The 13,111-nt window shown below is 65.3% G+C and carries 10 protein-coding genes and 1 tRNA gene; 5 read left to right on the forward strand and 6 right to left on the reverse strand.

The features are described 5' to 3' along the window. Positions 1-300 precede the first annotated feature (300 nt). Together ABJK40_RS00485 and ABJK40_RS00490 are read right to left on the reverse strand one after the other, a co-directional pair. Entirely contained in the window at positions 301-1,236 is a 936-nt protein-coding gene (locus tag ABJK40_RS00485) for a hypothetical protein (protein WP_348481078.1), read from the reverse strand. A 318-nt stretch (positions 1,237-1,554) separates the two neighbouring features. Continuing rightward, positions 1,555-2,100: a DUF1643 domain-containing protein gene (locus tag ABJK40_RS00490; protein ID WP_348481079.1), complete on the reverse strand. Its 546-nt coding sequence runs from the start codon at positions 2,098-2,100 to the stop codon at positions 1,555-1,557. Between the two features lie 362 nt (positions 2,101-2,462). Here ABJK40_RS00490 and ABJK40_RS00495 point away from each other — a divergent pair, with 362 nt between their 5' ends. Further along, positions 2,463-3,431 carry a hypothetical protein gene (locus tag ABJK40_RS00495; RefSeq protein WP_348481080.1) on the forward strand — a complete coding sequence of 323 codons (969 nt, stop codon included), beginning with the start codon at positions 2,463-2,465 and terminating at the stop codon, positions 3,429-3,431. After that, positions 3,428-5,452, forward strand: coding sequence for a hypothetical protein (locus ABJK40_RS00500; RefSeq protein ID WP_348481081.1), 2,025 nt, complete (start codon positions 3,428-3,430; stop codon positions 5,450-5,452). Before ABJK40_RS00495 ends, ABJK40_RS00500 begins: the two co-directional genes overlap by 4 nt. A 296-nt stretch (positions 5,453-5,748) precedes the next feature. Here the strand turns inward: ABJK40_RS00500 and ABJK40_RS00505 are convergent, their stop codons facing one another. The 4 genes from ABJK40_RS00505 to ABJK40_RS00520 all read right to left on the reverse strand — a co-directional run bounded on the left by ABJK40_RS00505 (position 5,749) and on the right by ABJK40_RS00520 (position 8,607). After that, entirely contained in the window at positions 5,749-6,924 is a 1,176-nt protein-coding gene (locus ABJK40_RS00505) for a site-specific integrase (RefSeq protein ID WP_348481082.1), read from the reverse strand. A 30-nt stretch (positions 6,925-6,954) separates the two neighbouring features. Then, a complete protein-coding gene (locus ABJK40_RS00510; RefSeq protein ID WP_348481083.1) occupies positions 6,955-7,188 on the reverse strand; it encodes a helix-turn-helix domain-containing protein in 234 nt (77 codons plus the stop codon). A 199-nt stretch (positions 7,189-7,387) separates the two neighbouring features. Next, positions 7,388-7,464 (reverse strand) — tRNA-Met (locus ABJK40_RS00515). 66 nt (positions 7,465-7,530) lie between these two features. Further along, positions 7,531-8,607: an ABC transporter substrate-binding protein gene (locus ABJK40_RS00520; RefSeq protein WP_348510116.1), complete on the reverse strand. Its 1,077-nt coding sequence runs from the start codon at positions 8,605-8,607 to the stop codon at positions 7,531-7,533. Between the two features lie 236 nt (positions 8,608-8,843). On the opposite strand from ABJK40_RS00520, the gene ABJK40_RS00525 reads away from it, so the two are divergent. The 3 genes from ABJK40_RS00525 (at position 8,844) to ABJK40_RS00535 (ending at position 13,102) form a co-directional block, all read left to right on the forward strand. Further along, on the forward strand, positions 8,844-11,345 hold the full coding sequence (locus ABJK40_RS00525) for a hypothetical protein (protein ID WP_348481085.1): 2,502 nt from the start codon (positions 8,844-8,846) through the stop codon (positions 11,343-11,345). A gap of 69 nt (positions 11,346-11,414) precedes the next feature. After that, entirely contained in the window at positions 11,415-12,464 is a 1,050-nt protein-coding gene (locus ABJK40_RS00530) for a DMT family transporter (protein ID WP_348481086.1), read from the forward strand. Continuing rightward, positions 12,461-13,102, forward strand: coding sequence for a hypothetical protein (locus tag ABJK40_RS00535; protein WP_348481087.1), 642 nt, complete (start codon positions 12,461-12,463; stop codon positions 13,100-13,102). The genes ABJK40_RS00530 and ABJK40_RS00535 overlap by 4 nt, the downstream gene beginning before the upstream one ends. The last annotated feature ends 9 nt before the right edge of the window (positions 13,103-13,111 follow it).

A 13,111-nucleotide genomic window follows, 5' to 3' on the forward strand; every position in this document is an offset into this window, starting at 1 on the left:
TCGCACATGCGCGTAGGGTTGGTCTCCAACAGGGGCTCCTCGAGTTCTGGATGCGTAAGACACACCCAGACTCGTCGGGCCCCTGCCCGCGCCCGCGGACCCCTCCAGCTACCTCAACCCACACTCAGATCCGAAGCACCCCTAATCACCGCGGTGCAGACCACCGAAACACCCGGATGCGAATCTCCGAAATGCAGAACTCCACGCACCACCTCGTCAAACCCACCGTTCATCGCACATCCCCGCCGTCGTGCCGGATCTCGGCGCGTCGCGTGGTATCCGCGATAAGTAAGGCCGGTGTCAGCAGACAGATAGTCCGAAGTCGAACGAACCGATCAGGAAGTTCGTAGCGCTCGTCGGGTTGTTTCGGATGAGGTAGTCGACTGTGATTACTCGCACGCCCTCACAAAAAGCAATTTGCTCGGTCCTCGACCTTTCGTTGTAATCCAGTCGAGTGTCGATGTAGCCGTCGCACCATTCCCCCCACGACGATGGCGTCACGCCGGCGAGATTGGTGACTCGGTCCCCTCCACACGATCTAGTGGTCGTTGTCACCGAAACGTCGACAGCGCTGTTGCGGTCGGGCGATTCGTTGTAAGGGTCCTCGGTGAGCACAATAACGATCCCAGCGGAAATGAGACAAGCCGCTGCCATGGACGAGAGTGCGATCGCCGGACGCCGCTGGGCCCAGACGACAACCCTGGCAACCCGGCTCATTAGTCCCGAACGGCTGGGCACCGCTGAGGTTTGCGGGCCACTCACGCTGGCGAGCGCGGGCGCCTCGATCGACGAGTCCACTGGGGTTGCTTCCGCCGGTTTATCACGAACCGCTGCAGCGGTATCCTTCACGACCTCAGAAGCGGCGGACATCGGCTGACACTCTTCGAACTGATATTCCGGCTGCATTTCAGTTGCGAGCGCTGCAAGCGACTTCGCAGGTTGAAGTGGTCGTGAGCTGCCTGGCCGATTATCGAACCCGACGAACTCGACGAATCGTTCTCCGGCCTCTTCAGCCACAAAGCCGTCGATGAGAATTTCCGCCCCAGACAGCGGCGATCTCCTCACGAACCTCGAAAACAACCCGTCGACGCCATTGGCACTGTGACGGTTCGATCCGATGAACACGTACCCGAGTCGAGCGAACGCCTCATCGAGAGCGGCGAGAGTCTCGTCGCCTCCTTCGTAATACCAGCGAATCCGTTCATCACTTAATGGGACAACGCGGATCTGCTTCACTGACCTCAACCCTAGTTGAGTGCTCGACTGCAGACCCTTCCGAAGCAGGGGCCCCAGGTCGAGTTGCGCGCGCGGTTGGCCATCGTCTACCTGCGGCATACGCATGAGTCGTGTCCCCTATCGCCGGATCAGTAGCGAAGTTTGTGACGTGAGATTGGCCGTTGCCGAGGGAAACGATCTCGCCTCGACGCGGTCATCGACTCGACACCACGGGTGAGTACTTCTCCACACTTTGGCCGCGCATGCTCTGGCCTGTCCTGAGGCAACCATCTTGCTCGACGGCGACGACCCAGGGACGCGGTTGCTCGACTTGCGCGACTAGGACGTCGTCGTGCGCTTCACGAACGGTTGCAGTGCTGGCATGGCGCTCCTCGACACACCTCGCATCGACAGGTGGCGCGGTTCGCCGCCCGCCGTCTGACCAGCGCAGTGCATCTCCAGACCGAGCACATCGAGGCGGCCGACTACGTCAGCGATGCGGTGCCGAGCCACCCGTGTGCCGGCCTCCAAAGGGGCAGTCCCCCATCCGCCCACGACGAACCCCACGTCGCGCACCGCCTCGTCGAACGCCTCAGCCCACCCGGGGCCGACCGGATCGGGGTGGCCGCGCAGCTCACGCGGGTCTGTGGCCCGTAGCGCCCAAAGGTTCAAGAGTGTCACCCCGGCGTAGCCGTCGCGTCGGGCGATGGCCTCGCAGTTCGCGCTGGTCGGGTCCAAGCGGGCTTGGTCCTGCCACGTGATCAGGCTCGGGTTGCAGCCCACGAACGCCAGTCGTGGGCCCTCTGCCCACCACCGGTCAGCCCGGTATTCGTAGAGGGCATCGTCCGACAACACCTGTGTAAAGTTCGAAGTCACGTCGCCCACTCCAGTAACTCTCTCACGCCGTCGAGCGCTTGCGTCGACGAGGAGGGATTGACACGTGCCGCCGGTTCGAGCGCTCGCCCCGCTGACGATTGGTGTTCCTTTCGACTGCGGGTCGGGACGCCGTCGACCGGTCGGTTCTCGTGATCGTCGAGGTCTGCAAACGAGCATCGAGCAGGACGGCAGCCAATGTCACCGAACGCTCTTTCAAATCCTGAGTCCACACTTCGCCAGCGCCGCTGGCGCGCTGCCCGACGATCTGGCCATGCGTGGCGCCGGGGTGTGAGCGCGCGGCATGTCGTCCCGTTCAGCGATGCCCCGGACCCGATTATCTCTGCGGCACCCATCCCGTACTGTGCGAGTGCATGGTCACTGAGTACTCCGCAGTCGAGCGGCATCGAGCGGCGCGCTGGAAGCTCTCCACGCCGACGCTGCCCGACGATGCACGTCGACCGGCACCGTATGTCGGCAAGACAGGCTCGGCGTCGAATGCGACGTACCCCTTCTGTCTGCCGGCCCGGTATGCGACGTTGTCGCTGTTGCCAGAGGTCCGTGATGTCGCTCTTTCGTTGTTCGATGAGTTGGGGATTCCGTGGCACGCCGGCATCGAGGGTGGGCCGAGCAATCATCTGTTGTCGTCTCAGGTGCAGTGCGTGAACGCGCTCGGTCAGATGGTGCATGACCCTGATCGGATCGTTCGAGCGTTCAATCCGGTTGTCGACACGGTCGAGGTGTTGGAGATCGAGCCCGGCCGGTTCTTGACGTTCGAGTACATCGGAGACGTCGACTACCTCGGCGAAGCCAAGGACGGCAAGCGGGTACGCGGTTCGCATTGCACGAGTGTCGATGCCGCGTTTCTGCACCGCACCGGAGATGGCGCGACGGAGTTGGTGTTGGTGGAGTGGAAGTACACCGAGTCCTATGGCCCTCGAAGAATCAACACCGCCCAGGACGCAACGCGCTGGAAGCGATACGGCGAAGCGTTGAGCGATCCCGGTGGGCCAGTTCGTCTCGACCTGCTCGACTTCACCGACCTCGTCGACGAGCCGCTGTATCAGTTGGTGCGCCAACAGCTTCTGGCACACGCCTTGGAGACGGATCGGGCGCATGGCGCGGATCGTGTTCGAGTGATGCACGTGCTGCCGCCGCAGAACACGGCGCATCAGGCGTCATTGCGACGCGACACCCAACTTGCTGTGGGTGCGTCGGTGAGCGAAGTCTGGCATCGGTTGTTGCGTCGACCGGACCGGTTCATGTCGCTCGACCCGGCCGTGTTCCTCGACGCAGAGATCACCTCTGATGAGTACGTCGCCCGCTACGCGGAGGCGGCATGATCGCGGCGGTTGCCGCCTCGTTGCGTGGGCGTCTCGAAGTCGACGAGTACGCAGACCTGTCGACCTTGCGGACGACCGCCGACAAGGCGTTGTCGATCGGTTCCGACGTGTGGCGGCTGAGGTGGCGTAACCAGGTGACCACCGCTGTCGGCGCCGACGCATCACTGCACACGACGTGCGGGGCGCTCCTCGATGCGTTCGCCATCCTCGAGTCGATACCCGACGCCGATGCGGATCGCTCGACGGTGAACGTCCTCATCGACCGGCCGCTTCCCAGCGGTGCCGGCTCGGAGACCGACCAGGCGATCCGATCAATGCGCGACGCGTCCAAGCTGGTCACTGCACGCATCTGGTATCACCGAGACGCCACGAGCTGGGCTGATGACGCTGCGCTGGCGCCGAGTTGGCCGGCCGATCATCACCGGGTCCGCCGTTGGGTGTCGGATCTGCTCGTGCCTCGCCTCACGACACCTCCGCATCCTTTCGCTCTCGCGTTCCTGGAACGCGTTGACGACCCGTCGCTGCATCTCTACCCGTCCGAGATCACAGCCAAAGCGACGAACGTGTGGGCGATGCGCGCCGATGGACTCGAGATCGGAACCATTCGACCCGACCGAGCGATACTCACCATCGGCAAGCCCGGCAGCAACGGCGACGGGCCACAACGCCGAGAATTCACGAACGTGTTCGGCCAATCCTCCGTGACGGTCGCCAACGACGCGAGCGTGGCTGTTCCGGGGCAGATCAGCCTCGACGACGCCGCAGCAAAGATCCGCGAACTGTTGGGTCGCTTCCGCGACGCAGACGTTCGAGGAGCACCACTCACACATCGCATCAAGAACGGCGTCGGCATCGTCGACGAACACGCGCTCGAAGCCCGCCTCCTCAAAGGAATCGTCAAACTCGACGAGCCAGCGGCCGGCCTCGTCCTCGACGACGAAGTCGTCGCACGGGGAAGCCAGTTCCCCACGCTCTGGGGAATCGACAGCCGACCCCGCTACCTCGACGCACTCCTACGCCGCGGCGACTCGCCGGTCGCCGTCGAACTCAAGGTGGCGACCGGCGGGCAGGGCCGCTACTACCGACACTCCCTCATCCAAGCCGTGCTCTACCGCCACTTCATCAGCCAAGCCCCTGGTCTCGACCCGTGGTTCGAAGCCGCCCGACTCGACCGCACCCGCACCCAAGCAGCGATCGCCGTGCCGCTCCCCGCCCGCTGGACCGACCGATACGCAACAGCACACGATCTCCTCAGAACGCTCGCAGCGCACGTCGGCGCCGAAGTCCATCTCCTCGACGACCGAACCACACCCGAACAGTCCAATGACACACTTTCCGAACCGTCCCTCGATCACGCCGAACAGTTGAGCTGGCAGCTCGCAGCCGCGTTGCAACGCAAATGGCCCACCGCGTTGGGACGCATCGTCGAGGTCCACGACGGAGGCGGCCAATACGACCAACTCTGTCTCCAACCAGTCACCGACCGTTCCATCGGCACGCCGTCACCTCAGGCACGCATCTTCCTCAACCGGCCAGGATCAGCCCGGGTGTTCTCCGTGAAGGGAGGCGAGCGATGGGTCTGGCGCAACCTCTGGAATCAACTGGCAGCCGGCGGCGATATCGACCACGCCGCCGCCGCCCTCGGAGCCACCGCCGGCCTCGGCCAGCCCACCGAACCGACCGGCCAAAGCTTCGCCGAAATGGCTGCAGAGTTCCTCGACCGCATCGGCAGCCATGGCTGGTCGTGGCGATGCGCATGGTTCGACGGAAAACTCCAACCCGCCCACTGGGTCGAACCCTTCGCCAAACCGCTCCACAGGTACCAACACTCGGCCGCTGGCGCCGCACTACCGACAATCGCACGGATCTGGGGAGCAGTCCACGACGACCACGCACCACTGATCATCGACCAGGACAACCTGAGAACCTGGGTCCTCGTAGACAACGGTTGCAGCGAAGTCAAAGACCCACTTCCAATACAGCGAATCCGCCACGCTGCCGAGCTACTTCAACGTCCCTGACGCCACGCCAAGGCATTCGCGTCTTCAGCATCGAAGGCGGCGAAGGTAAATACGCTCGCGGCCATAACGACCGCACCACCGGGCCCCTCCGCTTGACCGATCGACAGTTATAGCCAACGCCACCGAACGCCGGATTCAGGGTGCTCGGAGCGGGAATGGTCGTAGTCGCTCGGTCCGCTGGTGACGCGATGTCCGGTCAGCCGCCGCTCGAGTGAGGCAGGTGTGTCTGGTCGTGCCCCCGAAGGCAACGCAACAATCAACCAGAGATCAATCGTGTCGTCATCCCGGCCACCGATCTACGAAGCAGAACACGAGACTCCATCGCTCGGAGCAGCTCCGCCAGAAGCCGACCCGCGGTAGACCTCGTCGAGTGCGTCATCAAGGGCGGCATCAATCTTCGGGAACATGTGGCCGTAGTTGTCGAGCGTGACGGTGATCGTGCTGTGGCCCATTCGTTCCATGATCGCTCTCGGGTGTGCGCCCTGAGCGATGAGCATCGCTGCGTAGCTGTGGCGGAGGTCGTGGAACCTCGTCTCCTCGGGAACGTCAGCTCGGGTCACTGCCGGCCGAAAGTGACGCTTGAACCAGTTCGAGTAGCGGAACGGTCCGCCCTGCGGACTGACCCACACGAAGTCGTCTGGCTTCTTGCCGGCCACGAGTTCGGCCAACTCGTCGACGAAGGAACGCGGGATCGGTACCGACCGGCGCTCGTACGTCTTCGTCGGAACGATCTGCAACTGCCCGTACGCCTCGGACGCCGACTGGAACACCTGCACCCGTCGATGGAGCAGCTCGAGGTCCTTCACTCGAAGCCCGACCAACTCGCCAGCACGCAGACCGGTGAACGCTGCGAACCGAACGAACAACCCGTACTCCGGGTAGCCCGAAACTCGGCGCTCGTCGCGGCGATACCGAGGTGGCGGCGCAGATACCTCCTCAGCCAGCAGCATGATCTGCTCCGGATCGAGGAACACCATCTCCTTCTTGCCGCCTCGACGGACCGTCACCTCGGCGACTGGGTTGACCTTGATCGCTCCAGAACGGACAGCGAGCCGCATGATCATTCGCAGCACGTCGCGGATGTTGCGGATGGTCTTCGATGCCGCCCCCGTGCTCTGCAGCTCGGCAACGAACGACAGGACCAACGGGTAGTCGATCGACACGATCGGCATTGACCCGAAGCGAGGAAGCAGGTGGTTCGAGACGATCGACTCGTAGCTCTCCCGGGTCTTCGGCTTGCGGTCGGCGATGGTTGCGATCCACTTCTCCGCCCACGTCTCGAAGAGCTCTTGACCTCGTTTCGGATCGATCCAATCGCCACGGTTGAGGTCTGTCTCGACACTGTTCGCGAAGTGCTGGGCATCGACTTTGCGCGTGAACGATCGCTTGCGTTGTCTGCGCGCCTCGTCTCGATATCGAACGTCCCACCGGACCTCGCCGCGTGCCGTCTTGCGTCGTTGGATGTCGGCCATGCGGTCCAGTGTGCTCCTCGCGTCAAGCCCCTACCGGCGGAGTCGACGGTGCCGATCAACGACCACCGGACCGGTCGGTTCGATGCGCTTCGACCCGATCCAGGCTTCGACTTCGCCGAGGTCGAAGCGGACCAGGCGCCCGATCTTGAGGTACGGAATCCGCCGCTCCTCGACGAGACGTCGAACGAAACGCTCGCCGACTCCGAGGCGATCGGCGAGGCCGTCGATGTCGACGAGTCCCTCCTGCGATGTCGTGTTGCTCATGCCACCCAACGGAGGTCGAGTCGACGAGTTGGCGAAAGATTCTCGACGCTCACTCAGCGTGACGACGTCGTGGTAGACGTGACGCATCTGAACGTCACCAATCTGGCCCTTGGTACATATTTGGTACATGGCGGCCGATCGCGATCGTCCGACGAAAACGCAGAAGGCCCGAAACCTCAATGGTTCCGGGCCTTCCAATTGGTGGCGGGGGCAGGATTTGAACCTGCGACCTTCGGGTTATGAGCCCGACGAGCTACCGAACTGCTCCACCCCGCGCCGGAGTGAGTGGCCAGAATACGCCCACATCGATCGGAACACAACCAGCCGCCGGTCGCGCCTCCGTCAGCCGGCCGATGCCACACCGGCAGCGACGACGTCGACGAGCTCGACGACACGCGGCCCCCAGCGACTGACCATGTAGTCCTGGACTTCGACCACGGCCCCGTTCGACACGGCCGACACGGCCGACCAACCGGGTCGCTGAGCCAGTGCATCAGCAGACACCCCGCAGCATTCGACATCGGCGAGGATCAACACGTCGGGGTCAGCGTCCACGACCGCCTCCGACGACAGCTGGACGAACCCTGATTCGTCAGCGGGAGCGATCGAGACCAGTCCCAGTTCGCCGTAGATCGAGTCGAGGAAGGTGCCGGCGGCGATGGTCACCAACGACGGGTCGACCTCGTGGAAGTACGAGCGCTGCGACGTGTCGGGCAACGACGCGATCGTCGCGTCGATCGAGGCCTGCATCGAGCCCACCAGATCGTCACCCAGTTCCGGACGCCCGACCAGGCCGGCGATGCTGCGGATCTGATCGAACACACCGTCGAGCGAATCGGGCGCCGGGCCGACGAAGGAAGCGATGCCGTTGGCCGCGAGTCGACCGGCGAGGTCGGTCGGATCGTCACCGATGATGACCACATCCGGGTCGAGCGCCAGCAGCGGAGCCAGATCCGACGAGTCCGCGCTCAGATCATCGCGACGCACGGACAACGCCGCCTCGGGAAAGTCCGACAGGTTGTCGACGCCGACGACGAACTCCCCGAGCCCCATGGCGAACAACGTCTCGGTGTGCGTCGGCGACACGGACACGATGCGCCCGACATCGGCCGGGTCGGGCAGAGGGACCGGGGCGACACTCGGGGCCGCGCTCACGACCGGAGGCGCGTCGGGACCGGTCGGATCGGGCGCCGGCTCGGTCGTCGAGGAGGGGATCGCCCCGTCCTCGGTCGCGATGATCACGTCGTCGTCGAGTTGCACCTCGGTGCCGGGAACGGGCGCATCGGTGTTGTCCGGATTGATCGGGTCGAAGAGAGGCCCGGAGTCCCCCGGCGTCGACGACGACTCCACCGGGCTCGTCGAGTCGGACGACTGATCGTCGTCACCGGAGCAGGCGGTCATCGCCAGCGCCACCGCCATGCCGAACGCGATCGGAGCGCAGCGCCGTCGTCGCGATCGACTTCTGGTACCCGTCCGTGGATCCGCCATGTGTCCAACGGTAGCGACCGGGGCCACACCACGAGCGTTCGCCCGATCGGGCATCCCGAGTAGATCTCGACCGAGAGCGAACGAATGTGGACGCAGCGCGCGAATCGTGCCGAATCCTCCAGGAATCTTGCCCATCCGTCCATTTCGAGACGAATACGATTGAGCGGGTGCTGGAGCGGTTCCAGCACCAGCGGAGGAACATCATGCGGCGGACAGAATTCATCGGAGCCTCGATCAAGCGCACGGCCCTCGCGGCGGCGGTGCTGGCATCGGTGCTCGTCTTCGTGGCTCCCGGATCGACCCAGGCCCAGGCGGTCACCCCGATCCCCGACGACGGACTCCCCGCTGCGACGATCGCCGCCTCCCCACTCGTCTCCACCCGAACCGAGGTGCTCCAAGCGGGCGTGGTCGGCGTCAACAAGGCCAACGACACGTTCACGCAGACCGACATCTCCGTCGCGGCGTTCGCCGAGATCGGCAACACGATCTACGTCGGCGGCAAGTTCACGCAGGTCGAGATCGCCGCCACACGCCAGCGTCACAACCAGCCGTTCCTCGCTGCGTTCGACCGCACGACCGGTGCGTGGATCGACACCTTCCGGCCCACCATCAACGGCAACGTGTGGGACCTCAAGGCCACCAACGACGGACGCCTGATCGTCGCAGGACAGTTCACCACCGTCAACGGACAGCCCAACACCACCGCCGTCGCGATGCTCGACGCGACCACAGGAGCTCTCGACCCGACGTGGCGCGTGAGCCTCGCGCTGACCGGCAGCACCCGTTGGCCACTCGCCCGCACACTCGACATCGAAGGCAACGCCCTGTACATCGGCGGCAACTTCACCCGCGCCACCGGCGCGAACGGCGTCCAGCGCAGTGTGGGTCAGATCGCCCGCGTCAACCTCTCCAGCGGCGTCGTCGACACCAGCTTCCGCCCGCAGTTCGACGGCATCATCTTCGACATCGACGCCACCGCCGACCGTGTCAACGTCGCCGGCAACTTCCTCTACGTCAACGGCACCTTCTCGATCGGGATCGGCATCCTCAGCCCCGCAGACGGCTCACTCGTCCCCGGACTCACTCCGTGGGTCCGCACGAGTGTCGCCAACACCACACGCAGCTACCAGCAAGCGATCCTGGCCGTCGGAGACCAGGTGTGGCAGGGCGGCTCGGAGCACAACCGCCAGGTCTACCGCGCCAGTGACTACGGCCTCATCCGTTCATGGGTCAGCAACCCGTACGGCGACGGCCAGTCGCTCGCCGAACTGAACGGCATCGTGTACGCCGGCAGCCACGCCAACGGCAACACGTTCCTCTACCAGGACGCCTACCGCTGGCCCGCACTCACCGGAGCCACGTCGAACAAGCCGGAGCGCTGGATGTCGGCGTTCGACACCGCCAACCCGGTCCACCTCGACTGGTATCCCGCGATCGGCACGCGCTACGGCGAAGGCTCCTGGGCCCTGTTCGCCGATTCGTCGGACTGTCTGTGGACGGGCGGCGACTTCAACCGTGGCAGCTACGACGGCAACACCCCCCGCTACGTGGAGGGCTTCGCGAAGTTCTGCTCCGCCGACTCCACCGCCCCGGCCCCTCCCAGCAGCCCGATCGCGACCGCAATCGGCGGTGGCGTGAACCTCGAGTGGACGGCGTCGACCGGTGACGATCGCGGTGGACTGGTCCGCTACGAACTGCTCAAGAACGACTCCGTGTTCGCCTCCTACATCGGCATCACGACGTTCCGCGACCCGAACGGCACAAGCAGCGACCGGTACTTCGTGCGTGCGATGGACGTCACGGGGAACCGTTCGGCGACCACCCGTGTGTTCACCGCCAGCGACATCGACACCACGCGACCGTCGATCCCCGAGGATCTCGCGGGCGTCGTCGAGGACAACGGTGACGTCACCTTGACGTGGACCGCATCGACCGATGACGTCGCCGTCGCCGGCTACAAGATCTTCCGCAACAGCGTCGAGATCGCCGAGACCACCGACCCGACCTACGTCGTCCCCGCCCCCGGCGAGGGAGACCACTGGTACCAGGTGCTCGCATTCGACACGTCCGGCAACCTCGGCTTCAAGAACCAGCCGGTCAAGGTGACCGTCCTCGGCGCGGACACCGTCCCGCCCCAGACCCCCGCCGACCTCGCCGGCGTGATCGAGGACAACGGCGACGTCACCCTCACCTGGACGCCGCCCACCGACGACGTCGGTGTCACCGGATACATCGTCTTCCGCAACGGCGTCGAGATCGCCACGGTCACCGAGCCGACCCATGTCGTGCCCGCCCCCGGTCCCGGCGACCACTTCTACCAGGTGCTCGCATTCGACGCGGCGGGCAACCAGGGCGCTCAGACACCGTCGCTGCTGATCACCGTCGCCCCCGATCCGGCCCTGGACGTGACCCCGCCGAACACGCCACGCGACCTCGTCGGAGCCATCCAACCCAACGGCGACGTCACCCTCACCTGGACCCCCTCGGTCGACAACGTCGCCGTCACCGGATACATCGTCTTCCGCAACAGCGTCGAGATCGCCCGAGTCACCGACCCCACCCACACCGTCCCCGCCCCCGGCGCCGGCAGCCACTGGTACCAGGTCCGAGCATTCGACGCCGCCGGCAACGAAGGCTTCAAGACCCCCTCCACCCGCATCGACATCTGATCCGGGCCCGGGCAACGGGTCGCGCGATCCGACGCCTCCGCTGGTTCGACCGACCGTTAACGTGCCCCGGTGACCACGACCGCATCGAGCAGCCCACAGCTCGGCGTCGCCGACGGTCGTGACCTCTCCTGGGGCCTGCTCGGCGCCGGCGTCGCCGTGTGCGCGTGGTCCGCCGGCACGATCCTCGCCAAGGGGATCGAGATGGGTGGACTGGCCCTCGGCGCCTACCGGTTCTGGATGTTCAGCGCGCTCATCGTCGCGTGGATGGCGTTGCGACGCACCCCGCTCACCTGGCGGGTGATGAAGGCGTCGGTGTGGGGCGGCATCGCCCTCGGAGCGGACATCGCGCTGTTCTTCTCCGCCGTCAAGCTGACCAGCGTGGTCAACGCCACGATCATCGGATCGCTGCAACCGATCCTCGTCGGTGCGGTCGCCGCCCGGTTCTTCGGGGAGAAGATCCGGCCTCGCGACGCCGCCTGGTCCGTCGTGGCGCTCGCCGGTGTCGTGGTGATCATCGCCGCGTCGGCCGACAACGGTGCGACCGACTGGCGCGGCGACCTGCTCGCCGTCGGAGCGCTCCTGTCGTGGAGCGGGTACTTCATCACCTCGAAGCAGTCGAAGGGACGGATGACCTCGCTCGAGTTCACCGCCGGGACGTCGGTGTGGTCGGGCGTGATCTGCACGCCCCTCGGATTCCTCTTCGGCCAGGACATGTCGTTCCCCTCGGCCAAGAACATCGGGCTGCTGCTGGTCATGATCGCCATCTCCGGCATCGTCGGCCACGTCCTGATGAACTGGTCGCTCGTGCGGATTCCGCTCTGGATCGGCTCCACCTTCACCCTGCTGATCCCCGTCTTCTCCGCGTTGCTCGCCTGGGTGTTCTTCGACGAGGAGATCCTCCTCGTCCAAGGCGTGGCGATGGCCGGCGTGATCGGCGCACTCGCCGTCGTCGTGCGCGGCCAGTCGTCTGCCGCGAAGGCTGCAGCCGTGCACAAGGCCGTCCTCGACGACGGACTCGTCGACCGGCTCGACCGCAGCCTCGCCGATGCGACCTCCGACGACATCGACGACGGCGCCGGGCTCGCTCTCGACCCGTCACCCACCGACACCCAGCGATGATCGCCGCCGGCTTCGCCATCGAACTGCTCGGCTACGTCGCGTCGGGTCTCGTCGTCCTCGGACTGACCATGCGATCGCTCGTCCGGCTGCGCACGATCTCGCTCGTCGGATCGATCACGTTCCTCGCCTACGGCGTCCTCATCGGTTCCGTGCCGATCATGATCACCAACGTGTGCATCGCGGCGATCAACATCTGGTTCCTGCGTCGGGAATTCCTCGTGAAGCCGGCCGATCGTGACGATCTCGGTGTGTCACGCATCCGGGCCGACTCGCCCTTCCTGCTCGACTTCATCGAGTACCACCACGACGACATCACCGGCTTCCAGCCCGAGTTCCAGATGCCGACGGGCGACGACGTGCTCGCCCTCCTGCTCACCCGCGAGTCGCTCCCGGCCGGGCTCGTCGTCGGGCACCGGCACGGTCGCATCCTGTCGATCGACCTCGACTACGTGCTGCGCGAGCATCGTGATTCGCGACTCGGTGCGTGGCTCTACGGTCCCGGTCGGACCGTGTTCCGCGAGGCAGGCTTCACCGAGCTCCGCGCCGTCGCCGTCACCGCCGCCCACGACAAGTACCTCCGTCGCGTCGGCTTCGACCCGCCCGACGACAAGACCGGCGAATTCGCCCTCGTTCTCTGAGGACGAGCG

The sequence above is a fragment of the Ilumatobacter sp. genome, assembly GCF_039969435.1.
Classification (GTDB): Bacteria; Actinomycetota; Acidimicrobiia; order Acidimicrobiales; family Ilumatobacteraceae; genus Ilumatobacter_A.

Excerpts from the sequence above, each read along its gene's own strand:
- ABJK40_RS00495 (WP_348481080.1), top strand. The coding sequence starts at position 2,463 with ATGGTCACTGAGTACTCCGCAGTCGAGCGGCATCGAGCGGCGCGCTGG.
- ABJK40_RS00500 (WP_348481081.1), top strand. The coding sequence starts at position 3,428 with ATGATCGCGGCGGTTGCCGCCTCGTTGCGTGGGCGTCTCGAAGTCGAC.
- ABJK40_RS00505 (WP_348481082.1), bottom strand. The coding sequence starts at position 6,924 with ATGGCCGACATCCAACGACGCAAGACGGCACGCGGCGAGGTCCGGTGG.
- ABJK40_RS00510 (WP_348481083.1), bottom strand. The coding sequence starts at position 7,188 with ATGAGCAACACGACATCGCAGGAGGGACTCGTCGACATCGACGGCCTC.
- ABJK40_RS00520 (WP_348510116.1), bottom strand. The coding sequence starts at position 8,607 with ATGGCGGTGGCGCTGGCGATGACCGCCTGCTCCGGTGACGACGATCAG.
- ABJK40_RS00535 (WP_348481087.1), top strand. The coding sequence starts at position 12,461 with ATGATCGCCGCCGGCTTCGCCATCGAACTGCTCGGCTACGTCGCGTCG.